This window comes from Dorea sp. AF24-7LB (genome assembly GCF_003478575.1).
GTDB lineage: Bacteria > Bacillota > Clostridia > Lachnospirales > Lachnospiraceae > Dorea_D > Dorea_D hominis.
Genome location: NZ_QUFR01000001.1, coordinates 390281 through 413665, shown reverse-complemented (window position 1 = coordinate 413665; position 23385 = coordinate 390281). Strand labels below are relative to the sequence as shown.

The following is a 23385-nucleotide window of genomic DNA, read 5'->3' as shown; positions in this document are numbered from 1 at the left end:
GAGATACAATATTTTATGAGTAAAAAACCAACAGTTTTAATGATTTTGGATGGTTATGGATTAAATGAGAATACAAACGGTAATGCAGTTGCGCAGGCAGCCACACCGGTTATGGATAAATTAATGGCAGAATATCCTTTTGTAAAAGGAAATGCAAGCGGAATGGCAGTAGGTCTTCCGGATGGACAGATGGGTAACTCGGAAGTCGGACATCTGAATATGGGAGCCGGAAGAATCGTATATCAGGATCTGACAAAGATCACAAAAGCAATCCAGGATGGAGACTTCTTTGAAAATAAAGCGCTTCTTGCTGCGTGCGAGAATGTGAAGAATAATGGCAGCGCACTGCATCTTTTTGGACTGGTATCTGATGGTGGAGTACACAGTCACAATTCACATATTTACGGACTTCTGGAACTGGCAAAGAAACAGGGCATCGAGAAAGTATATGTACACTGCTTCCTGGATGGACGTGACACACCACCGGCATCCGGTAAAGAATATGTAGAAGAACTGGAAGCTAAGATGAAAGAAATCGGTGTAGGTAAAGTTGCATCGGTTATGGGACGTTACTATGCTATGGATCGTGATAACCGCTGGGATCGTGTCGAGAAAGCATACCGTGCACTTGTCTGCGGTGAAGGCGAGCAGGCAGTAAGCGGACCGGAAGGAATCAAGGCTTCTTACGACAAAGATACAACAGATGAATTTGTTCTGCCGACCGTTGTTGTTGAAGACGGGAAACCGGTTGCAACGATTAAAAATGATGATTCTGTTATTTTCTTTAACTTCCGTCCGGATCGTGCAAGAGAGATCACAAGAACTTTCTGTGATGACGCATTTGACGGATTTGAGAGAGGTGACAGAGTAAAGACAACATTTGTATGCTTTACAGAATATGATGTTACGATCGAAAATAAACTGGTTGCATTTGTCAAAGAAGAGATTACAAATACATTCGGTGAGTATCTGGCTGCACACGGTCTGAAACAGGCACGTATTGCAGAGACAGAGAAATATGCACATGTAACATTCTTTTTCAATGGTGGAGTGGAAGAACCGAATGAGGGCGAAGACAGAATCCTTGTTAAATCTCCAAAAGTAGCAACTTATGATCTGAAACCGGAGATGAGTGCATACGAAGTATGCGACAAATTAACAACTGCGATCAAATCTGATAAGTATGATGTTATCATCATCAACTTTGCAAATCCGGATATGGTAGGACATACCGGAGTACAGGAAGCTGCGATTAAGGCAGTGGAAGCAGTTGATGAGTGTGTTGGCAAGGCAGTTGAAGCTTTGAAAGAAGTTAACGGACAGATGTTCATCTGTGCTGATCACGGAAATGCAGAACAGCTTATTGATTATGAGACAGGAGAACCATTTACCGCCCACACAACAAACCCGGTACCGTTTATCCTTGTAAATGCTGATCCGGCTTACAAATTAAGAGAAGGTGGATGCCTGGCTGATATCGCTCCAACACTGATCGAATTAATGGGTATGGAGCAGCCAAAAGAGATGAATGGCACTTCTTTACTGGTGAAATAATGAACCGTGATACATGTAAATACATTGCAATTCTGACAATGGTTTGCAATCATATTGCCCGGATGTTCTTGACACCGGGCAATTTTTTATATGAGAGCTTAAGCGACATCGGATATTTTGCAGCGATGACCATGTGCTATTTTCTTGTGGAAGGGTATTATTACACGAGAAGCCGAAAAAATTATGCAGGAAGATTACTTGTTTTTGCAGTCCTTTCGCAGATCCCATATAGTATGGCGTTTCGGGATGGACAGTTAAATATGCTGTTTACATTGCTTCTATGCCTGGCAGTTCCGGAGCTTATGGAACGTCCGATGGCAGAGTGGGAGCACAAGATTTCTCTGGTTTTGATTTTTGCAACCAGTTTCTTTTGTTGTTGGAAATTAATTGCGCCACTTGGCGTGTATTTATTTGTCCGTTATCGTGGTAGGAAAAAAGAGCTTGCAAAGAGTTATGTGATCGTGGCAATTTTATTTATGATTTTAAATTTCAGTACCTATATAAGTGCGCATGGAATTTTTAAAGCGGCATGCCTCGCCTGCGGAAACGGACTTGGAATCGCCTTGTCCGGGATTATACTTTTGTGCTATTATAATGGAAATCAGATGACAAAGTTCAAAAAATGGAACCAGTGGTTTTTCTATATATTTTATCCGGTGCATTTGCTGATTTTATGTCTGATCCGCTATATGATAAAATAAATCAGGGGGAAGAAGCTCATGGAATATAACACATTTTTATTTGATCTGGACGGGACATTAATTGATTCGTCAGAAGGGATTATCAATTCAGTTATTTATGCGTTGAAGAAATTCGGAATCGAGGAGACAGAACGTGAGAAACTGCATGCGTTTATCGGACCGCCGCTTACGGATTCTTTTACAAAATATTATGGATTTTTTGAAGAAGAAAGCTGGAAAGCGGTTGACGCTTACCGCGAGTATTATCAGGACAAAGGCATTTTTGAGTGTAAGCTGTATGATGGGATACCTGATGTGCTGAAAGCCGTTAAACAAGCAGGAAAAAAAGCTCTGGTGGTAACTTCCAAACCGGAAGTATATGCAAAACAGATTATGGATCATTTCTCACTTACGCCGTATTTCACATGCGTTGCCGGAATGGAACTGGATGGTGGCAGAGGGACGAAGGCGGAAGTGATAGAATATGCTTTTCGTGAAAATGGCATTACAGATCTGAAAAATGTGCTTATGATCGGAGACAGAGAATATGATGTTATCGGCGCGCATAAGATTGGAATAGACTGTCTTGGCATTTTATATGGATTCGGAGACAAAGAAGAATTTGCACAGGCAGGAGCCGATTATGTAGAGGCAGATGTTGCGGATATACTGAAATATGTATGATGCCGTAATTTCTGGTGTAATCGGAAATAAAAAATGACACAGAGAATAAATTAAAAGTAATTTTTCTCTGTGTCGTTTTTATATTGAAACTTTATTACTGATTTAAATTCTTATTAGCCGTAGACAGCATCAGTTTGATACGGTTCAGCTGGTTTACTTCACTGGCGCCCGGATCAAAGTCGATAGCGACAATGTTGGACTGTGGGTAGCGTCTGCGCAGTTCCTTGATAACGCCTTTTCCTACGACGTGGTTTGGCAGGCAGGCAAACGGCTGTGTACACACAATGTTCGGTGCGTCACTGTGGATCAACTCTAACATCTCGCCGGTCAGGAACCAGCCTTCACCGGTCTGGTTTCCGAGAGATACGATCTTGGAAGCCATCTTGCCAAGATTTTCGATCTTAGCCGGTGGATCGAAGTGTTTACTTGCTTTGAATGCCTCGGTTGCCGGTGCACGAAACCACTCCAGTGCCTTGATACCAAGATTGCCGAGTGTGGCTTTGGATTTCTTAAATCCAAGTTTTTCTACCTTGAAGTTCTGGTTGTAGAAGCAGTAAAGCAGGAAGTCCAGAAGATCCGGAACAACAGCTTCGGCACCTTCACTTTCCAGAAGTTCTACAAGATAGTTGTTTGCCGCCGGAAGGAATTTGACAAGAATTTCTCCAACAACACCGACACGCGGTTTCTTAATATCCAACAGTTTAATGTTGTTGTCAAAGTCTTCGATGATCTCACGGCACAGTTTCTTGAATTTGCGTCTGGACGGATATCCGGAAGATAAGAAGTCAATGCAGACTTTCTTCCATTTCTCATGCATGGCATTTACAGCACCTTTTTCGGCTTCGTAAGGGCGAAGTCTGTAAGTACATTTCATGAAAATATCTCCAAATATAGCCGCATATACGCCACGGAGTGCGAGAGAAGGTGTAATCTTAAATCCAGGGTTGCCTTCCAGTCCGCTTAAGTTGATGGAAATTACCGGAATGTGTGCATAACCGGCTTTCTTAAGGGCACGGCGGATAAATCCGATATAGTTCGAAGCACGGCATCCACCACCGGTCTGGCTGATGATCACAGCAATCTTTTCAGTATCGTATTTGCCGGAAAGAATTGCCTCCATGATCTGTCCGACAACCATCAGAGATGGGTAGCATGCATCATTATTTACATATTTAAGCCCTACGTCAACAGCCTGTTTGTTGTCATTCGGAAGTACTTCGATGTTATATCCGGAAGCACGGAATGCAGGCTCCAGAAGTTCAAAGTGGATTGGTGACATCTGCGGGCAGAGGATCGTATAGTCTTTACGCATTTCCTTTGTGAAGGAAACTTTCTTGATCGCGGAAGACTGGATATGTCTTTCGTCTTTTCTCTGTTCTCTGACACGGATCGCAGCCAGTAGAGAGCGGACACGGATACGTGCAGCACCTAAGTTATTTACTTCGTCAATCTTCAGAGAAGTATAAATCTTATCTGAATTTGTAAGGATCTCAGCAACCTGATCTGTCGTAACAGCATCTAGTCCACAGCCGAAAGAGTTAAGTTGGATGAGATCCAGATTATCTACTGTCTTCACATAGTTTGCGGCTGCATAAAGGCGGGAGTGATACATCCACTGATCCATAACATTTAATGGACGCTCGACAGGATTCAGATGAGAGATCGAATCTTCTGTCAGAACGGCAATGTTATAGGAGTTGATCAGTTCCGGGATACCGTGGTTGACTTCCGGATCAATGTGATATGGACGTCCTGCAAGGACAATGCCGCGGTTGCCGGTCTCTTTAAGAAATTTAATTGTCTCTTCGCCTTTTCTGCGCATATCTTCACGACATGCTTTTAATTCTTCCCATGCTGCATGTACAGCAGTGTCGATCTCAGCTCCGGAAATATCAAATCTTTCGCAGAGTTCTTCTTTTAAACGATAGCGGATCGTCTCTTCACTTTGCAGGGAGAGGAACGGATGAATGAAATTCACTTCGCCCTGGACGATCGCATCAATATTATTTTTAATATTCTCCGGGTAGGAGGTTACGATCGGACAGTTATAGTGGTTATTTGCTTCTTCAAACTCATTGCGCTCATAAGGAATACTTGGATAGAAAATATTCTGTATGCCCTGGTTGATCAGCCACTGTACATGTCCGTGCGCAAGTTTCGCCGGATAACATTCGGATTCACTCGGTATGGACTCAATTCCCAGTTCATAAATCTTACGTGTAGAAGCAGGAGAGAGTACAACGGAAAATCCTAATGTATTGAAAAATGTAAACCAGAACGGATAGTTCTCATACATATTCAGTACACGTGGGATACCGATCGTACCGCGTTTTGCATCCTCGGCTTTTAATGGTTCATAATTAAAATAACGTTCTAATTTGTAAGCAAAAAGGTTTGGAAGATTATTTTTTGATTTTTCTTTGCCTAGTCCTTTTTCACAGCGGTTTCCTGTAATAAATCTGCGTCCGCCGCTGAAATGATTGATCGTCAGACGGCAGTTATTTGTACATCCTCGACATTTAGTCATTGTTGTAGAGTATTCCAGCGCTTCAATGTCCTCAATGGAAAGCATCGTAGTACCTTCACAGTCAACATAACGTTCTCTGGCAATGAGGGCAGCTCCGAATGCTCCCATGATACCGGCAATATCCGGACGTACGGCTTCGCAGTTTGCGATTTTCTCAAAACTTCTGAGAACGGCATTGTTATAGAAAGTTCCTCCCTGCACAACAATATGCTCACCGAGCTCGGATGCGTCGGAAACTTTGATTACTTTAAACAATGCGTTTTTGATAACGGAATAAGCAAGACCGGCAGAAATATCGGAAACTTCTGCGCCCTCTTTCTGCGCCTGTTTTACTTTGGAATTCATAAATACCGTACAGCGGGTTCCGAGGTCGATCGGATTTCTTGCAAATAATGCTTCCTGTGCAAAATCTTCTACACTGTAGTTCAATGATTTTGCAAATGTCTCGATGAAAGAACCGCATCCAGAAGAGCATGCTTCATTGAGTTGTACACTGTCAACTGTATGGTTCTTGATCTTAATACATTTCATATCCTGACCACCGATGTCAAGGATACAGTCTACATCCGGCTCAAAAAAGGATGCAGCATAGTAGTGGGAAACTGTCTCTACTTCTCCCTCGTCCAGCAGAAGAGCAGCTTTGATCAGCGCTTCGCCATATCCGGTCGAGCAGGAGTGAACAATCTCAACACCTTCCGGCAGTTTACTGTAAATATCCTTGATCGCACGGATTGTTGTACCAAGCGGATCTCCTTCGTTATTATGATAGAAAGAATAAAGCAGTGTGCCGTCTTCGCCGACAAGAGCAGCCTTTGTAGTTGTTGAACCGGCATCGATTCCCAGGAATGCTTTTCCTTTATAAGAGGCAAGGTCGCCCATCGGTACCTGGTCTTTGTCGTGACGTTCTTTAAATTCTTTGAAATCCTGTTCCGTTGCAAATAATGGTTCCATACGTTCTACTTCAAATTCCATCTGGATCTTGCCTTCCAGACGCTTTTGCATCTCCTGTAAGGAAACGTGCAGGTCTTTTTTTGAATTCAGTGCAGAACCAATCGCTGCAAATAAATGTGAATGGTGAGGAGCAATCGTATGCTCATCATCCAGTTTTAAAGTACGGATAAATGCTTCCTTTAACTCGGAAAGGAAGTGTAACGGTCCACCTAAGAAGGCAACGTGACCACGAATCGGCTTTCCGCAGGCAAGACCACTGATGGTCTGGTTGACAACAGCCTGAAAAATAGAAGCAGCCAGGTCTTCTTTGGAGGCTCCTTCGTTAATAAGTGGCTGGATATCCGATTTGGCAAATACACCGCATCTTGCGGCAATCGTGTAAAGCGCCTGATAATTCTTTGCATATTCATTAAGACCAGAAGCATCTGTCTGTAACAGAGAAGCCATCTGATCAATGAAAGAACCGGTACCACCGGCGCAGACACCGTTCATACGCTGCTCTACATTGCCGCCTTCAAAATAAATAATCTTAGCATCTTCTCCGCCAAGCTCAATCGCAACGTCTGTCTGTGGTGCGTAATCCTGTAATGCTGTAGATACGGCAATAACTTCCTGGACGAACGGCACTTTCAGATGTTTGGCAAGTGTCAGTCCGCCGGAACCGGTAATGACCGGGGATGCGTAAACAGGTCCGACTTTATAAATGGCACGTCCTAACAGATCGGACAGTGTCTCCTGGATATTAGCAAAATGTCTCTCATAATCAGAAAAGACTACTTCATTATCAGAATCTAACAAAGCAATCTTCACGGTAGTAGAACCAATATCGATCCCCAGTGTGTATACTTCGTTTTGGCTCATAATATGTACTCCTTATCTAGTTAAATATATGTATTCTTTCTTATTAAATGCATGTAAGCTTAATAGACTGTAACATTATACGACAAAAAAAACAAAAAGACAATTAACAAATGTTATAGAATTGTAAAAAAGCTGTGAAACTTATATGACAGAATTGACAAATATTTTTGAAGCCGTTAGAATGAGAGTCATGATAAGAAAAAGGAGTATAGAAGATTAGATTATGAACTGGTTAGATAAATTAGAGAGAAAGTTTGGCAGGTATGCCATTGACAATCTGATGCTTTACATAGTAATATTGTATGGTTTCGGGTTTATACTTGACATGGTGAATCCAACATTTTATTCTACATGGCTGAGCCTGGATGCTCCGGCAATCTTACATGGTCAGGTGTGGAGAGTTATTACATTTATTATTGATCCGCCGAGTACAAGCCTTATCTGGGTGGCATTTGCATTAATGCTGTATTATTTTATCGGAAAGCAGCTTGAAGCAGCATGGGGAGCGTTCCGATTTAATGTATATTTCTTTGCGGGAGTACTGTTCCATGTGATTGCAGCGATCCTTGTCTATCTGATTACAGGTATTTCCATGCATCTTGATACAGCGTATCTGAATATGTCGCTGTTTTTTGTATTCGCATTTCTGTATCCGGACGTACAGTTCCTGGTATGGTTTGTCATTCCGGTAAAAGCAAAATGGCTTGCATGGCTTGACGGTGCATTTTTCCTTTACGGGATTGCACAGGCGTTTATTCCAAGTTATGGCGGAAATGCCGTTTATGGCATTTATTATAAAGCAAATGCGCTTGCTGCATTTGTGTCGATTCTTAACTTCTTGCTGTTTTTCTTGAGTTCAAGAAAGACAAGAGCATACAGCCCGAAGCAGATGAAACGCAAGAGAGATTTTCAGAAGAATGTAAGACAGGCGCGTTCGACACAGAATCCGTATGCGACAGGTGGTGCAAAGCACAGATGTGCAGTATGCGGGCGGACCGAATTAGATGATCCGAATCTTGAATTTCGGTATTGTTCAAAATGCCACGGCAACTATGAATATTGCCAGGAGCATTTGTTCACACATATACATGTTCAGTAAATGAACAATAGTAAATTTAGTAAATGAAGTAAATGGGAAAGGATGAAGAGGTTTATTATGAAGAAAACAAAGATTGTATGCACAATGGGACCAAATACAAATAACGAAGATACAATGCGTGCACTTGTACGCAATGGAATGGATATTGCAAGATTTAATTTTTCACACGGAGATCATGAAGAGCAGAAGTTCCGTATGGATATGCTGAAGAAAATCCGTGAAGAAGAAGGCAAGCCGATCGCAATCCTCCTGGATACAAAGGGACCGGAGATCCGTACCGGTGTTCTGAAAGACGGTAAGAAAGTACATTTAAAAGAAGGCGAGACATTTACTCTGACAACAACAGAATGTGTTGGAGATGAGACAAAGACTTACATCACATACGAAGGACTTGTCAATGATGTGCAGATCGGAAGCACAATTTTGATCGATGACGGACTGATCGAACTGAAAGTTAAAGACAAAGGAAATGATGAGATTGTCTGTAAAGTCATCAACGGTGGTGAGCTTGGTGAGAAGAAGGGAGTCAACGTGCCGAATGTACCGGTCAGACTTCCGGCTATTACAGAAAAAGACAGAGACGATATCAAATTCGGTGTAGAACAGGGTGTTGATTTTATCGCAGCTTCTTTTGTAAGAAATGCAGAGTGTATTTTGGAAATCAAAGCAGTATTGAAGCAGTGCAATGCACCTTATATTCCAATCATTGCAAAGATTGAGAACGCAGAAGGAATTAAGAATATTGATGAGATCATCCGCTGCGCAGATGGAATCATGGTTGCCCGTGGAGATCTTGGTGTAGAGATTCCGGCAGAAGAAGTTCCGTATTTACAGAAATTGATGATCCAGAAATGTAATGATAATTTTAAACCGGTTATTACTGCAACACAGATGCTGGATTCCATGATTCGTAACCCACGTCCGACAAGAGCGGAAGTGACAGATGTTGCCAATGCTGTATATGATGGAACAGATGCAGTAATGTTATCCGGTGAGACTGCACAAGGTAAATATCCGGTTGAGGCATTGCAGATGATGGTCCATATTGTAGAAAGCACAGAAGAGCATCTGGAATACGATTCTATTCTGAGAAAAGCTGAAGAACACCGTATGAAGAGTGCATCCAGCGCATTGGGACATGCAACCGTTACAACAGCAACGAACTTAAGAGCGAAATGCATTATTACTCCGACTGTATCCGGAGCAACTGCAAGAGTGGTATCCAAGTTCAAACCAAAGACAAATATTATCGGTGTAAGCCCGAACGAGGCAACTCTCCGCAGAATGCAGATTTACTGGGGTGTACAGCCACTGAAATCTATTGAAGTAGCGACAACAGAAGATATCTGTACAGGGGCGATTGATCTTGTATGCGCAAAACAGCTTGCAGAGACAGGAGATATCGTAATCCTGACAGCAGGAATCCCTTCTCCAAATGTTGGAGCACAGAAGAGCGGATTCAGTAATATGATGCGTATTGCAATTATTGATTAAGATTATATTCTATTCTATATGTGAACAAGTGGGAAATTGCAGTTAAGCAAAGCATGAAGCAATCTGCAAGTATTCAGATAACAAATATTTAGAAGTAGAAGTGAAAAAGGATAAACGAATGACGGTAACCAGAGTAACCGCCATCGTTTATCCTTTTTTGATAAAATTTTCCAGTAGTATCCGTTGACATACGATAAAATATGCTATATAGTGTTCCTGTGGAGAACTACTAAAGAATAAAGGTGGAGTTATGGAACATACATCATTTGTTGAAAGATTAATGGATTTTGGACTGACCAGACAGGAGGCCGGTATTTACGAGTGCTTGCTCAGAGAAGGCAAAACAACCGGATATGAAGTCGCGAAACAGCTTGGAATTTCCCGGTCGAATGCTTACAATTCGCTGGCGAGCATGACAGAGAAGGGTGCGGCATATCTAGTTGAAGAAGGTACAACTAAGAAATACGTTCCGGTTGTGCTGGATGAGTTTTGCAAGAACCGTATCCGGCATATGGAAGAGAACAAGAAGTGGCTGTGCAAGCACAGACCGCTGGAGAAGGAGCATGTCGAAGGATATATTACGATCGAAGGTTCGGAAAATGTGCTGGATAAGATGCGTAACCTGCTGGAAGATGCCAGAGAACGGGTGTACGTATCCTGTACACGTAACTATCTGCTCCTATTTGTAAAAGAGTTAGAAGAGCTGATTGATGCGAAGAGAAAAGTTGTGATCGTTACGGATCAGCCGGTCAACTACGAAGGAGCAAAGGTTTATATCGGTGAACAGAGAGGCACATCAATCGGTGTGATCACAGATTCTAAGTATGTACTGACCGGAGAATATGGGGAAGGCAGTATGAATACATGCCTCTATTCCGGACAGAAGAACTTTGTTGAGTTATATAAACGTACACTGGCGAATGAAATAGAATTACTTGCAATGAAGAAGGAGAATGAGAAGCGATGAAAAAAATACCATTTGTAACAAAAGAACAGCTTGATGAGATTGTAAAAGAATATCCGACTCCGTTTCATCTTTATGATGAAAAAGGGATCCGCGAGAATGCAAAAGCATTAAAAGAAGCATTTTCATGGAACAAAGGATACAAAGAATATTTTGCTGTAAAGGCAACTCCAAACCCTTTCCTGATTAATATTCTGAGAGAATATGGATGCGGATGCGACTGTTCCTCTTATACAGAGTTGATGCTGTCAGAGGCAATCGGAGCAAGAGGAAATGACATCATGTTTTCGTCCAATGATACACCGGCAGAAGAGTTCAAAAAAGCAGAAGAATTAGGTGCGATCATCAACCTGGATGATATTACACATATTGATTTTCTTGAGAAAGCAATCGGACATATTCCGGAGACGATCAGCTGCCGATACAATCCGGGCGGACTTTTCAAAATCAGTAATGACATCATGGACAATCCGGGAGATTCCAAGTATGGAATGACAACGGAGCAGATTTTCGAGGCATTTAAGATTTTGAAAGCAAAAGGTGCGAAAGAATTCGGTATTCATGCATTCCTGGCAAGTAATACCGTTACGAATGAATATTATCCGATGCTTGCGAAAGTTCTTTTTGAAGTGGCTGTCAAATTACAGAAAGAAACAGGCGTTCATATTAAATTTATTAACTTATCCGGTGGTGTCGGTATCCCTTACAACCCGGATCAGGAGCCAAATGACATCCGTGTGATCGGAGAAGGCGTAAGACGTGTGTATGAAGAAGTGCTGACACCGGCAGGAATGGGAGATGTTGAGATTTACACAGAGCTTGGACGTTTCATGATGGGACCGTACGGCTGTCTTGTTACAAAAGCAATCCATGAGAAACATACATACAAAGAATACATTGGTGTAGATGCATGTGCTGTAAACTTAATGCGTCCGGCAATGTACGGTGCTTATCATCATATTACAGTTATGGGCAAAGAGAACAAACCATGCAACTGCAAATATGATGTCACAGGCTCTCTCTGTGAAAATAATGATAAATTTGCAATCGACCGTATGCTCCCGAAGATCGATATTGGAGACCTGCTTGTAATCCATGATACCGGCGCACACGGATTTGCAATGGGATACAATTACAATGGCAAATTAAAATCAGCAGAAGTGTTACTGAAAGAAGACGGCACAGCACAGCTCATTCGACGCGCTGAGACACCAAAGGACTATTTTGCGACATTTGACTGTTTTGATATCGGAAAAAAACTGGTAAAATAAACGGATACATATTGAAAACTTCCATCCTGTAAGGTATCGTAAAGACAGGCTATAAGCGATAGCTTACGGGAAAATGGAGGAAAAAGATATGAGTAGAAAGATGGTTCTTAAAAAATATGGAAGTATTTTCATTGTCTGCATACTGCTTGTGGGACTCCTGTCCGGCTGCGGGATGCGTGAAAAAGACGCAAAAGCCTATGTGACGGCAACACTGGATGCCAGTTATAAAGGGAAGTTCAAGGAATACAAGAAGCAGACAGATGCTACAGAGAAAGAAGTAAAGAACTTATATCAGGAAAATATTGATACGATGATGCAGAGCAGTGGTCTGGACAGTATAGGTGCTTCCGAAAAGATGACAGAGAAGTTCCGCCTGCTGTTTCAGGACATTTTAAAAGCCGCGAATTACAAAGTGCAGAGCGCCGAAAAAATAGACGAGGGGTTCTCGGTGAAAGTAAAAGTGAAACCGCTTAAGTGCTTCTCAGGATTACAGGACGAGCTGACGAAGAAGCTGGAAGCGAAGATGAAGACGTTAAAGAAGATTCCGTCAGACGATAAGCTCAATGAGCTGATGCTGCAGGAAATGTATGATCTCATGGCTGACAAGCTTAAAAGTCCGGAGTATGGGAAAGCGGAAGTTCGTAAAGTCCAGATCGAGAAGGATGATGATGGCGTGTATTCCATCCGGGAGAAAGATCTGACTTCGCTGGATGCGGCAATGTTCCCTATGTAGATGAAATATAATTTGAAATGGCGGAATACATATGTTATACTGCCGTCAGGCAAAGAATGATATGAGTATTCAATGGGTATACGAAATAAACCTCCCTGGAGTTGTAACTCCGGGGAGGTTTATTTCGTATTATGAATATTAAAATTGCAGAGTTTTTAATGCCTGTTGCGCATGGCTTTGATCAGATTCTTAAGAGCAGTTACTTCTTCTTCAGAAATACCGGATAAATCTATCCCCTGCTGTGATTCTACACCAAGCAGATAATCCGTAGATACTTTGAAAATTTTAGAAATATGGATGAGCACATCATAAGACGGCAGACGTAAACCAGTTTCGTATGCACTGATAACGGATTTGGTCAAACCAAGTTTTTGGGCAAGCTGCGCCTGTGTCATATTTTCTCTTAATCGTAATGTCTTTAATGTGTTTCCAAAATCAACCATACCAAAATCTCCTTTTGGTTAGTGTACTACATTATATGTATTTGATTGGTGGAAAATACCTTTAATTAGTTGACTTTACAATCAACTAATAGTAAACTAATAACATCTGGATAGCAGAATTGAAAATTATGCTGTCACACCAAAGTAGGAGGATTACAGAATGAAGAAAAAGGGTGGTAAGTTAAAATGGATAGTCATCATAGTGATTGTTATTGCAGCAATTAGTATGGCTACAAAAGGAGGAAACAATGATTCATCAACAGGGAATACAGAAAGTAATACTGCATCTTCGGAAAAGAAAGATACTAAGAAAAGCGAAAAGAAAAAAATAGAATATAAAAATGTATCTGCAAGTGAATTAATGAAAGCTTTGGAAGATAATGCTGCTGCTGCATCTGACAAATACAAAGGGAAATATTTAAGAATTACAGGAAGAGTATCAACAATTGATAGTGATTGTAAATACATTACTGTACTTCCGGATGATGATGAATACGCTATAATTGGAATTCAATGTAATACACAAAATGATAAACAAAAAAATGATGTAAAAAAATTATCAAAAGACAAAAAAATTGTTGTTAAAGGGAAATGTACAGATGTAGGAGAAGTTATGGGATACAGCCTGGATATTGATGCTATGGCACAATAATATCTCTTAATAATAATTAACGAACCTCACCTGTTTCTGATGATATGAGAATCAGGTGAGGTTATTTTATAAGATGAATTATATTTTGCGGAAACGGGAAGTTTTATGTAAAGAAAAAGCAGTAATGACCAAAAATCATTACTGCTTTCTTAATACCTGCGGATAGTGGGACTTGAACCCACACGAAGTCACCCTCGCAAGATTTTGAGTCTTGTGCGTCTGCCATTCCGCCATATCCGCATACTTGTTACTCAAAGCAACAAAATTATGATAATGTATTTTGAAACGAATGTCAAGAAAATTCTTTATAAAAATAGAAAAGAGGCTTATAATAATAACGGCAAACGAGAAAAGACAGGGTGGAGGAAAGAAACAGATGAAAATTCGTTTTATTGAGCCGGGCAATCGCCCGTATAAACCCACAATTTTAAATTATTTCGTATATGACCGCTATATCCGCACACCGTCGGTGGGCTTAAATACACTTGCGACGATTGTGAAGCGGGAGTATCCGGATACTTATATGTATAGTGAGTCGATTTCTAAGATTCCGATGAAGGATCTTCAGGATGCGAATATTATATTTATCAGCATTTTTACTTATGCGGCGGTTCGCGGGTATCAGATCGCAACATATTTGAAGGAGCATACGAATGCAACCATTGTGATGGGTGGGTTACATGCATCCATGAATGTGAAAGAAGCAGTGAACTATTGCGACTATGTGATGCTGGGTGAAGGTGATGAGACGATTCTTCCACTTATAAAAATGATACAGGAGAAAAAGAAACCGGATACGGCTGGATACGCCTGGCTGGAAGAGGGAGAATTTTACAGCACAGGAAAGACGGTTCCGCCGGAAAATATCGATGTGATCCCGGACAGAAGTCTGATTCATAATTATAAGAAGATGACAAAACATATGACGATTTGGCCGCAGGTACATGCCTCTAGAGGATGTCCGCATAACTGCGACTACTGTGCGCTTGTGAGACATTTTGGCAGATGTGTCAGAAAACGTACACCGGAAAATATTATAGAAGATATTAAATATTCCATTGATTTTTTTGAAAAAGGAAATCACAGAATTGTGCAGGATTTGTGGATCACGGATGATAATTTCTTTGCTGACCAGAAATGGGCAATGGAAGTCCTGCATGCGATCATAGACAGCGGAATCAAATATCGTTTTAATATCCAGGCAAGATATGAAGTGGGTTTCGATGATGAGATGTTAGAGCTGTTAAAGAAAGCTGGATTTTTTGAGCTAGATATGGGTATCGAGTTTATTGATGATGCATCTTTTGAAACTTATCACAAAAAGAGTACAAGAAAAGAGATTGAAAAATCTATCCGCAATATCCAGAAACATGGACTGAGCGTGCGCGGATTATTTATTCTTGGGTCGGACAATCAGAAAAAGGGTTGTGGAAAAGAACTGGCGGATTTCGTGATCCGCAATCATATTCAGGGCGTACTGATCCAGAGCATGTATTTTGTACCGGGGACACCGGCATATGAGGCAAATAAAGACCGTCTGATACATAGAAACTGGGCAAAATATAATGGAAATACGGTACATTATCCAAAGCAGATGACACCGTACGAACTTCAGCTTGAACAGATAGATGCCAGCAGACGGATTTATTCTGTGAGACGGCTGATCGGAGCATGGCTTAAAGAAGACTGGATGCATAAAGTTTTATTTACAGGAGAATTTTTCTGGCATATGAGTACCCGGTATGATCTGAAAAAAGAATTGAAAAATCTGCCAAAAGAGAATATGATAGAAAAAGTGAATAAAAATGCAATGGAGGTACTGCATAATGCGTGAAATTGATGTGGCAAAAATTACAGAAGTTGTAGAAAAATTATGCATTCAGGCGAACCAGTTTCTTCCGGAAGATGTGAAAGGTGCAATCGAGAAGTGCCGTGCATGTGAAGACTGGGAGATTGCGCAAGGCGTGTTAGACAATATTATAGAGAATTATGAGATTGCAGGTGCACAGGAAGTACCGATCTGTCAGGATACCGGTATGGCATGTGTCTTCCTTGAAATCGGACAGGATGTACACCTGACAGGCGGTGATCTTACAGAAGCGGTAAATGAAGGCGTAAGAAGAGGATATGACAAGGGCTATCTGCGCAAATCTGTTGTGAAAGATCCTGTGCGCAGAGGAAATACCGGAGATAATACACCGGCAATGCTCTACACGGAGATCGTTCCTGGAGAACAGGTGAAGATCACAGTAGGCCCGAAGGGATTTGGCAGTGAAAATATGAGCCAGATCCGTATGTTCAAGCCATCTGCAGGACTGCAGGGTATCAAAGATTTTATTCTGGAAGTCGTTGAGACAGCAGGACCGAATCCATGTCCGCCAATGGTGATCGGTGTCGGAATCGGAGGTACGTTTGACAAAGCGGCACTTCTTGCGAAGAAAGCGCTGATGCGTCCGGTAGATTCCAAAAATTCGGATCCATACTATGCAGATCTGGAAGAAGAGATGCTTGAAAAGGTCAATGAGCTTGGAATCGGACCACAGGGATTTGGCGGTCGTACGACAGCAATCGGGCTGAATATCGAGACATTGCCAACGCATATCGCAGGTATGCCTTGTGCAGTCAATATCAACTGCCATGTGACCAGACATAAAACGGAGGTGATCTAAAATGGAAAAACATATCACACTTCCTTTGACAGAGGAACTTGCAAAAACATTACATGCCGGAGATACCGTGTATCTGACCGGAACCATTTATACATCAAGAGACGCAGGACACAAGCGGATGTGTGAGGCGCTTGCAAGAGGAGAAGAACTTCCATTTGATCCAAAAAACGCAACGATCTACTATGTCGGACCGACACCCGCAAAACCGGGACATGTGATCGGTTCTGCGGGACCGACAACAAGCGGTCGTATGGATGCGTATGCGCCGACGATGATGTCTGTAGGTGCAAGAGGCATGATCGGAAAAGGAGCCAGACTTCCGGAAGTTGTTGAAGCAATGAAGAAATACAGCGGTGTGTATTTTGGAGCAATCGGAGGCGCCGGAGCACTTCTTGCAAAATGTATCAAAAAAGCAGAAATGATCGCATATGAAGATCTTGGAGCGGAAGCGCTTCGCAGATTATATGTAGAAGAGATGCCGTTAGTTGTCGTGATAGACAGCGAGGGAAACAACCTTTACAAAGAAGGAAGAGCGGCGTATTTACAGAAAAAAGAGAAATAAAGGATGTGAAAGTAAGTTCATGATACAGTTAAATAGACAGGTTTCAGAATCCTATTTCATTGGACTTCTTCTTGCGGTTGCAGGAGGCTATTTGGATGTCTATACATATATAAGCCGGGGCGGCGTATTTGCCAATGCACAGACGGGAAATATCGTCCTTCTCGGAATTCATATTGCACAGCATAATTTTGAAAAAATAACAACGTATACCTTGCCGATTCTTGCGTTTATGGTCGGAGTTATGATTACGGAAATTGTAAAACTGAATTTCCGCTACAGCACAAAGATTCACTGGCGTCAGATCGTTATTGCACTGGAAATTCTTGTGCTTCTGGCAGTTTCTTTTGTCCCGGAAGGCATATGCAATGATCTGGTCAATGCGTCAGTTTCTTTCGTCTGCTCTATGCAGGTAGAGAGCTTCAGGGCTTTTGGCGGAGGAAAGAAATACGCAACAACGATGTGTACCGGAAACTTAAGGACAGCTACCGAGAATCTTTTTTATTCCGGTGTGCACAGAGACCGGAAAGTACGCAATAACAGTCTTCAGTATTACGGAATTATTGCAGCATTTATCTTCGGCGCAGTTATCAGTACAAAATTGACGACGGGGGTTGGCGCAAAATCTGTATATACCGTGTGTATCCTGCTTTTTGTTGTATTTGTCCTGATGTTTATCCAGGCTGAGGAAGAAGAGAAAGAAGAAAAAGAAAAGCACTTTTAAAATCAAAGGATTTGGTGTATAGTATTAAGGTAGCGAAAAAATACATGGAGTGTTGTTTTTATGAGCGAGAAAATAGTTCTGATCGACGGACACAGTATATTGAACAGGGCATTCTATGGGCTTCCGGATCTGACAAATTCAGAGGGGCTTCATACGAATGCCATTTATGGTTTTCTGACGATCATGTTTAAAATATTAGAAGAAGAGAAGCCGGAGTATCTGACGGTGGCCTTTGATGTGCATGCACCGACGTTCCGTCACAAGATGTACGATGCGTACAAAGGAACGCGTAAGCCTATGGCAGAGGAACTGCGTCAGCAGGTTCCGGTGATCAAAGAAGTGTTAAAGGCGATGGGAGTGCGCATTATCGAGCAGCCGGGACTGGAGGCAGATGACCTGCTTGGAACGCTGTCGAGAAGAGCAGAAGAACAGGGCATGGAAGTATCTGTGATTTCCGGTGACAGAGATCTTCTGCAGCTTGCGACAGAGCATGTGAAGATTCGAATCCCGAAGACGAAGCAGGGACGCACCGAAGTGGAAGATTATTATGCGGCAGATGTAAAAGAACGCTATCAGGTGAATCCGGTTGAATTTATCGACCTGAAAGCGCTGATGGGTGACACTGCCGATAATATTCCGGGAGTTCCAAGCATCGGCGAGAAGACAGCAACGAAGATCATTACCGAGTATCATTCTATTGAGAATGCACATGAGCATGTGGAAGAACTGAAGCCACCACGAGCATCCAAGGCATTAAATGAACACTGGGATCTAGCAGTATTAAGTAAGACTCTGGCGACGATTGAAGTACATGCGGATGTGGAATATGATTTTGAAGAAGCAAAACTGGGTAATCTCTATACGGAAGAGGCTTATGCATATTTCCAGAGATTACAGTTTAAGAACCTGTTATCCCGTTTTGATGTACAGCCAGAAGCACCATCGATTGAAGAGACTTTCTGTGCGATCGAGACAAAGAAGGAAGCAGAAACATATCTGAAGAAGCTTAAGGAAGCAAAAGTTGTTGGCGCGGCTGTTTACAAAGATACAGAAAATATATTGCCATTATTTGCCATGCAGGCAGCTCTTGGAGGAGTTGCATTCTGTGCATCACAGGAAAAGACAGCGTTAATTCTTACAGGTGGAGAGATTTCCGCAGAATGGTTATTAGAGCAAGTCTCGCAGATTCAGCAGAAAGCCGGACAATTTGTTGTATTTGATCTGAAAAATGTCATAGCTGAACTGCCGATAGAAAACAGGGCGAATTGTTTTGATGCGACAGTTGCGGCGTATCTTCTGAATCCACTGAAAAGCGATTATATGTATGAAGATGTCGCAAGAGAACAGCTCGGACTTATGATTGATGAGAAAGCAGACGGGAGAACAAAAGCCTGCTATGAAGCATATACAGCATTTGCGGCGAAAGAACCGCTGGAGAACCGTTTAAAAGATACAAAGAGCTGGGAGCTTTTTGAAAACATTGAGATGCCGCTTGTATTTACCTTATATGAGATGGAACAAAATGGTGTGAAAGTGGAAGCGGAAGCGCTGAAAGCTTACGGAGATCAGCTTGTTGGTAAGATTACTGAACTGGAAAAAGATATCTACGAGCTTGCAGGAGAAGAGTTCAACATCAATTCACCGAAGCAGCTTGGAGTAATTCTGTTTGAAAAAATGGAACTTCCGGGCGGAAGAAAGACAAAGACCGGATATTCAACTGCGGCGGATGTGCTGGACAAGCTGGCACCGGATTATCCGGTCGTATCAAAAGTACTGGAATACCGACAGCTTACGAAGCTTAAGTCTACGTACGCAGACGGTCTGGCGGGGTACATTCAGGAAGATGGAAGGATCCATGGAAAGTTCCATCAGACAGTGACGGCAACCGGGCGTTTGAGCAGTGCGGAACCAAACCTGCAGAATATACCGGTCAGAGTGGAACTTGGCAGAATGATCCGTAAAGTATTTGTGCCGGAAGAAGGATATGTATTTGTAGATGCTGATTATTCGCAGATTGAACTGCGTGTGCTTGCACACTGCTCGCAGGATGAGCAGCTGATCCAGGCATACAGGGAGGAAGCAGATATTCACAGAATTACCGCATCACAGGTATTTCACATTCCGTTCGATGAAGTGACACCGTTGCAGAGAAGAAATGCAAAAGCAGTAAACTTTGGTATTGTATATGGAATCAGTTCCTTTGGCCTCAGCCAGGATCTGAGCATTACGAGAAAAGAAGCGGCGAAATACATCGAAGATTATTTCCGGACATATCCGGGAATCAAAAAGTTTCTGGATGATACAGTCGCACATGCAAAAGAGAACGGATATGTAGTAACACTGTTTGGCAGACGGCGTCCGGTTCCGGAATTATCATCGAGCAATTTCATGCAGCGCTCATTTGGAGAACGTGTGGCGATGAATGCACCGATCCAGGGAACAGCGGCAGATATTATGAAGATTGCCATGATCGGTGTGGAACGCAGACTGAAAGAAGAGCATTTAAAATCAAGACTTGTGCTTCAGGTACACGATGAACTTTTGATCGAAGCGTACGAACCGGAAGTTGAAGAAGTGAAGAAAATCCTGGAAGAAGAAATGGAACATGCGGCTGACCTCCGGGTACCGCTTGAGATAGATATGCATACTGGAACGAATTGGTACGAAGCAAAATAAGAGGTGAAAAGACATGAAGGTAATAGGATTAACAGGTGGCGTTGGTTCCGGGAAAACACAGATTCTGGAATATCTGAATGACAAATATGGTGCAACCATCTGTCAGGCTGACAAAGTCGCAAAGCATTTACAGAAAAAAGGAACAGAATGTTATGATCAGATTGTTGCTTATTTCGGAGAAGACATCCTGGATGAGAAGAAAGAGCTGGACCGTGAGAAAATTGCGGATATCGTATTTACAGACAAAGCCAAATTAGAAACACTCAATGCAATTGTGCATCCGGCTGTAAAGGAAGAGATTAAGAAAAAAATCTGTCATGAAGAGCGGAAGAATACGAATCTGTTTATACTGGAATCTGCACTTTTGATCGAAGATCATTATGAAGAGATCTATGACGAACTCTGGTATGTATACGTGAAGACAGAGGTACGTAAAAACCGTCTGTTTTATTCCAGAGGATACAAGGAATCCAAGATTGATGATATCATGGCTTCCCAGCTTACAAAAGAGCAGTTTATGAAGGAATGTGACAGAGTTATTGACAATAATGGTGTTTTCGCCGAGACAATGATCCAGATCGATCAGATCGTAAAGAATCTGTAACAGTTAAAAGACAGCATGACAGTACATAGTAGAAAAAATAACATTGTAAAGAACAGGTGGAAATAACAGATGAGATTATGCAGCATTGCCAGTGGAAGCAGCGGAAACTGTATTTACATAGGAGATGATACTACGCATCTTCTGGTAGACACTGGAATCAGCAAGAAGAGAATTGAAGAAGGCTTGAAAGAGCTGGAGATCAAAGGAGATGAACTACAGGGGATTCTCATTACACATGAACATGTCGATCATATTCAGGGACTGGGTGTATTCAGCAGAAAATATGCAGTTCCTGTTTATGCAACTCATGGAACGATTGAAGGAATCAAAGCCAATAAAAATATTGGCAGGCTACCGGAAGGTCTTCTGCATGAGGTACAGGTAGATCAGACATTTCGTCTGGGAGATATGGACATCCGTCCTTTTGCAATTTCCCATGATGCAAATGAACCGTCCGGTTACCGGATTGAGAATGGCAGTAAGTCTGCTGCAGTTGCAACAGACCTTGGAATATATGATGACTATACCATTGAGAACCTTAAAAATCTGAATGGTATTGTGCTGGAGGCGAACCACGACATACATATGCTGGAAGTCGGTCCATATCCTTATCCTCTGAAAAGAAGAGTTATGGGCGACAAAGGACATTTATCAAATGAATTGTCAGGGCGCCTTCTTTGTGATATACTGCATGATGATATGTCCGCAGTTGTACTCGGACATCTGAGCAAGGAAAATAATTATGAAAGTCTTGCTTATGAAACTGTGAAACTGGAAGTTACGATGGGAGACAATCCGTACAAGGGAGAAGAACTTCCGATCACAGTTGCAAAAAGAACATCCGTTTCTAACATTATTCAGCTGTAGGAAGAGATGAACAGGCTTTGAAGGAGGACTCGCATATGAAGAAATGTATCATTACAGTAGTTGGAAAAGACAATGTCGGGATTATCGCAAAAGTAACGGCTTATATTGCCGGTGCGAATATACATGTGTCTGCTCCGTTGGGTTAGATATGATCGCAATACCGGGAAAGACAAAAGCAACAACTATTTCCGGGATCATTGCCGATGAGATGGCAATCGGAATGGTGAACCAGAAGACGACAGCGGTTCGTCTCATTCCGGTTATTGGAAAAGATGTAGGAGATGTGGCGCAGTTCGGTGGGCTGTTAGGCTATGCACCGATCATGCCGGTAAACGAATACGACTGCAGTTCATTTGTGAACAGGAAAGGACGTATTCCGGCACCGATCCACAGCTTTAAAAATTAGTGAGGTATAGGTAATGGGAAAAATAGCAATTGTAACAGACAGCAACAGTGGCATTACACAGGAAGAAGCAAAGGAACTGGGGATCCGTGTTGTGCCGATGCCATTTTATATCAATGGGGAACTGTATTACGAAGATATTACACTGACACAGGATGAATTTTATGAAAAACTGGAAACCGGTGCGGATATTTCAACATCTCAGCCGTCACCGGGAGATGTTATGGAACTGTGGGAAGAACTGCTAGAGGAGTATGATGAAGTCATTCATATTCCGATGTCCAGCGGACTGAGCAGTTCCTGCGAGAATGCGATCATGCTCGCCAGAGAATTTGAAGGAAAAGTGTATGTTGTGGATAACCAGCGTATTTCCGTAACACTACGCCAATCTGTGGAAGACGCCATGATGATGCGCGATAAAGGAATGTCCGGTGAAGAGATCGTCGATGCTCTGATGCGTGAAAAGCTGGAATCCAGCATTTATATTACAGTTGATACTTTGAAATATTTGAAAAAAGGTGGAAGAATCACACCTGCTGCCGCAGCAATCGGAACGGTACTGAATCTGAAACCGGTACTCCAGATCCAGGGCGAGAAACTGGATGCATTTGCAAAAGTGCGCGGATGGAAGGCTGCCAAAAAGACAATGCTGGATGCAATTGACAAGGATATTCATTCCCGTTTCGCAGGAGAAAAGGTTCATCTGGAAGCTGCATATACATGCTCAGAAGAAGAGAAAGACAAATGGATCGCGGAGTTACAGGCGAGATTTCCTGATTATGAGATTCGCACAGAAAAATTATCTCTGAGCGTGGCATGTCATATCGGTCCTGGAGCAATGGCTGTTGCCTGCAGTAAATATATAGAAGTATAGGTAGCTGGGACAATCAAGACTGGACGACAATATGTGCCATTCGCGGATACCTGGTGGCACATATGAATGGAATAAAGCAAAAGAAAGACGATCGCA

The 23385-nt window shown here is 42.2% G+C and carries 19 protein-coding genes, 1 tRNA gene and 1 pseudogene; 18 read left to right on the top strand and 3 right to left on the bottom strand.

The features are described 5' to 3' along the window. Positions 1–15: 15 nt before the first annotated feature. Genes gpmI through DWY31_RS02030 form a run of 3 tightly spaced genes read left to right on the top strand, consistent with a single transcriptional unit; the run spans position 16 to position 2918 of the window. Entirely contained in the window at positions 16–1554 is a 1539-nt protein-coding gene (gene gpmI / locus DWY31_RS02040; RefSeq protein ID WP_117537168.1) for a 2,3-bisphosphoglycerate-independent phosphoglycerate mutase, read from the top strand. Then, positions 1554–2255 carry a TraX family protein gene (locus DWY31_RS02035; protein ID WP_118519389.1) on the top strand — a complete coding sequence of 234 codons (702 nt, stop codon included), beginning with the start codon at positions 1554–1556 and terminating at the stop codon, positions 2253–2255. Before gpmI ends, DWY31_RS02035 begins: the two co-directional genes overlap by 1 nt. An 18-nt stretch (positions 2256–2273) precedes the next feature. Next, complete coding sequence (locus tag DWY31_RS02030) at positions 2274–2918, top strand: HAD family hydrolase (RefSeq protein ID WP_118519388.1); 645 nt, start codon at positions 2274–2276, stop codon at positions 2916–2918. A gap of 94 nt (positions 2919–3012) precedes the next feature. On the opposite strand, the gene DWY31_RS02025 is transcribed toward DWY31_RS02030, so the two are convergent. Then, a complete protein-coding gene (locus DWY31_RS02025) occupies positions 3013–7257 on the bottom strand; it encodes a 2-hydroxyacyl-CoA dehydratase (RefSeq protein WP_118519387.1) in 4245 nt (1414 codons plus the stop codon). A 223-nt stretch (positions 7258–7480) separates the two neighbouring features. Between DWY31_RS02025 and DWY31_RS02020 the strand changes: the two genes are divergently transcribed. From DWY31_RS02020 to DWY31_RS02000, 5 genes are all read left to right on the top strand, one after another. Then, the gene (locus tag DWY31_RS02020) at positions 7481–8356 is read left to right on the top strand and encodes a hypothetical protein (RefSeq protein ID WP_021860507.1); all 876 of its coding nucleotides are present in this window, start codon (positions 7481–7483) and stop codon (positions 8354–8356) included. A 57-nt stretch (positions 8357–8413) separates the two neighbouring features. Further along, positions 8414–9850 (top strand): pyruvate kinase, encoded by a 1437-nt coding sequence (pyk, locus tag DWY31_RS02015; protein ID WP_118519386.1) that lies wholly within the window; start codon positions 8414–8416, stop codon positions 9848–9850. A gap of 250 nt (positions 9851–10100) precedes the next feature. After that, positions 10101–10817: a TrmB family transcriptional regulator gene (locus DWY31_RS02010; protein ID WP_021860505.1), complete on the top strand. Its 717-nt coding sequence runs from the start codon at positions 10101–10103 to the stop codon at positions 10815–10817. After that, the gene (locus tag DWY31_RS02005) at positions 10814–12085 is read left to right on the top strand and encodes a diaminopimelate decarboxylase (RefSeq protein WP_118519385.1); all 1272 of its coding nucleotides are present in this window, start codon (positions 10814–10816) and stop codon (positions 12083–12085) included. Before DWY31_RS02010 ends, DWY31_RS02005 begins: the two co-directional genes overlap by 4 nt. Before the next feature lie 88 nt (positions 12086–12173). Next, a complete protein-coding gene (locus tag DWY31_RS02000; protein WP_118519384.1) occupies positions 12174–12818 on the top strand; it encodes a hypothetical protein in 645 nt (214 codons plus the stop codon). Between the two features lie 155 nt (positions 12819–12973). Here DWY31_RS02000 and DWY31_RS01995 read toward each other — a convergent pair whose 3' ends face one another. Next, positions 12974–13261 carry a helix-turn-helix domain-containing protein gene (locus DWY31_RS01995; RefSeq protein ID WP_021860501.1) on the bottom strand — a complete coding sequence of 96 codons (288 nt, stop codon included), beginning with the start codon at positions 13259–13261 and terminating at the stop codon, positions 12974–12976. Positions 13262–13421: 160 nt separating this feature from the next. Here DWY31_RS01995 and DWY31_RS01990 point away from each other — a divergent pair, with 160 nt between their 5' ends. Beyond that, the gene (locus DWY31_RS01990) at positions 13422–13913 is read left to right on the top strand and encodes an OB-fold protein (RefSeq protein ID WP_117537175.1); all 492 of its coding nucleotides are present in this window, start codon (positions 13422–13424) and stop codon (positions 13911–13913) included. A gap of 157 nt (positions 13914–14070) precedes the next feature. On the opposite strand, the gene DWY31_RS01985 is transcribed toward DWY31_RS01990, so the two are convergent. After that, positions 14071–14153, bottom strand: a tRNA-Leu gene (locus DWY31_RS01985). Positions 14154–14289: 136 nt separating this feature from the next. On the opposite strand from DWY31_RS01985, the gene DWY31_RS01980 reads away from it, so the two are divergent. The 9 genes and pseudogenes from DWY31_RS01980 (at position 14290) to DWY31_RS01935 (ending at position 23289) form a co-directional block, all read left to right on the top strand. After that, positions 14290–15747, top strand: a complete 1458-nt coding sequence (locus DWY31_RS01980; protein ID WP_118519383.1) for a B12-binding domain-containing radical SAM protein — start codon at positions 14290–14292, stop codon at positions 15745–15747. Continuing rightward, a complete protein-coding gene (locus DWY31_RS01975) occupies positions 15740–16582 on the top strand; it encodes a fumarate hydratase (RefSeq protein WP_117537177.1) in 843 nt (280 codons plus the stop codon). The genes DWY31_RS01980 and DWY31_RS01975 overlap by 8 nt, the downstream gene beginning before the upstream one ends. Before the next feature lies 1 nt (position 16583). Beyond that, positions 16584–17144 (top strand): Fe-S-containing hydro-lyase, encoded by a 561-nt coding sequence (locus tag DWY31_RS01970; RefSeq protein ID WP_118519382.1) that lies wholly within the window; start codon positions 16584–16586, stop codon positions 17142–17144. 19 nt (positions 17145–17163) lie between these two features. Continuing rightward, positions 17164–17865: a YoaK family protein gene (locus DWY31_RS01965; RefSeq protein ID WP_118519381.1), complete on the top strand. Its 702-nt coding sequence runs from the start codon at positions 17164–17166 to the stop codon at positions 17863–17865. 60 nt (positions 17866–17925) lie between these two features. Next, positions 17926–20541: a DNA polymerase I gene (gene polA / locus DWY31_RS01960; RefSeq protein WP_118519380.1), complete on the top strand. Its 2616-nt coding sequence runs from the start codon at positions 17926–17928 to the stop codon at positions 20539–20541. A 13-nt stretch (positions 20542–20554) separates the two neighbouring features. Further along, complete coding sequence (coaE, locus tag DWY31_RS01955; protein WP_118519379.1) at positions 20555–21145, top strand: dephospho-CoA kinase; 591 nt, start codon at positions 20555–20557, stop codon at positions 21143–21145. Positions 21146–21214: 69 nt separating this feature from the next. Next, positions 21215–22012, top strand: a complete 798-nt coding sequence (locus DWY31_RS01950; RefSeq protein ID WP_117537182.1) for an MBL fold metallo-hydrolase — start codon at positions 21215–21217, stop codon at positions 22010–22012. A gap of 121 nt (positions 22013–22133) precedes the next feature. Then, positions 22134–22418: pseudogene (locus tag DWY31_RS01940) on the top strand (DUF711 family protein); the annotation flags it as partial. Between the two features lie 13 nt (positions 22419–22431). Further along, complete coding sequence (locus tag DWY31_RS01935) at positions 22432–23289, top strand: DegV family protein (protein ID WP_118519378.1); 858 nt, start codon at positions 22432–22434, stop codon at positions 23287–23289. The last annotated feature ends 96 nt before the right edge of the window (positions 23290–23385 follow it).

What these genes read in the sequence shown, in the direction of transcription:
- gpmI (WP_117537168.1), top strand. Translation starts at nt 16, where the DNA reads ATGAGTAAAAAACCAACAGTTTTAATGATTTTGGATGGTTATGGATTA.
- DWY31_RS02035 (WP_118519389.1), top strand. Translation starts at nt 1,554, where the DNA reads ATGAACCGTGATACATGTAAATACATTGCAATTCTGACAATGGTTTGC.
- DWY31_RS02030 (WP_118519388.1), top strand. Translation starts at nt 2,274, where the DNA reads ATGGAATATAACACATTTTTATTTGATCTGGACGGGACATTAATTGAT.
- DWY31_RS02025 (WP_118519387.1), bottom strand. Translation starts at nt 7,257, where the DNA reads ATGAGCCAAAACGAAGTATACACACTGGGGATCGATATTGGTTCTACT.
- DWY31_RS02020 (WP_021860507.1), top strand. Translation starts at nt 7,481, where the DNA reads ATGAACTGGTTAGATAAATTAGAGAGAAAGTTTGGCAGGTATGCCATT.
- pyk (WP_118519386.1), top strand. Translation starts at nt 8,414, where the DNA reads ATGAAGAAAACAAAGATTGTATGCACAATGGGACCAAATACAAATAAC.
- DWY31_RS02010 (WP_021860505.1), top strand. Translation starts at nt 10,101, where the DNA reads ATGGAACATACATCATTTGTTGAAAGATTAATGGATTTTGGACTGACC.
- DWY31_RS02005 (WP_118519385.1), top strand. Translation starts at nt 10,814, where the DNA reads ATGAAAAAAATACCATTTGTAACAAAAGAACAGCTTGATGAGATTGTA.
- DWY31_RS02000 (WP_118519384.1), top strand. Translation starts at nt 12,174, where the DNA reads ATGAGTAGAAAGATGGTTCTTAAAAAATATGGAAGTATTTTCATTGTC.
- DWY31_RS01995 (WP_021860501.1), bottom strand. Translation starts at nt 13,261, where the DNA reads ATGGTTGATTTTGGAAACACATTAAAGACATTACGATTAAGAGAAAAT.
- DWY31_RS01990 (WP_117537175.1), top strand. Translation starts at nt 13,422, where the DNA reads ATGAAGAAAAAGGGTGGTAAGTTAAAATGGATAGTCATCATAGTGATT.
- DWY31_RS01980 (WP_118519383.1), top strand. Translation starts at nt 14,290, where the DNA reads ATGAAAATTCGTTTTATTGAGCCGGGCAATCGCCCGTATAAACCCACA.
- DWY31_RS01975 (WP_117537177.1), top strand. Translation starts at nt 15,740, where the DNA reads ATGCGTGAAATTGATGTGGCAAAAATTACAGAAGTTGTAGAAAAATTA.
- DWY31_RS01970 (WP_118519382.1), top strand. Translation starts at nt 16,584, where the DNA reads ATGGAAAAACATATCACACTTCCTTTGACAGAGGAACTTGCAAAAACA.
- DWY31_RS01965 (WP_118519381.1), top strand. Translation starts at nt 17,164, where the DNA reads ATGATACAGTTAAATAGACAGGTTTCAGAATCCTATTTCATTGGACTT.
- polA (WP_118519380.1), top strand. Translation starts at nt 17,926, where the DNA reads ATGAGCGAGAAAATAGTTCTGATCGACGGACACAGTATATTGAACAGG.
- coaE (WP_118519379.1), top strand. Translation starts at nt 20,555, where the DNA reads ATGAAGGTAATAGGATTAACAGGTGGCGTTGGTTCCGGGAAAACACAG.
- DWY31_RS01950 (WP_117537182.1), top strand. Translation starts at nt 21,215, where the DNA reads ATGAGATTATGCAGCATTGCCAGTGGAAGCAGCGGAAACTGTATTTAC.
- DWY31_RS01935 (WP_118519378.1), top strand. Translation starts at nt 22,432, where the DNA reads ATGGGAAAAATAGCAATTGTAACAGACAGCAACAGTGGCATTACACAG.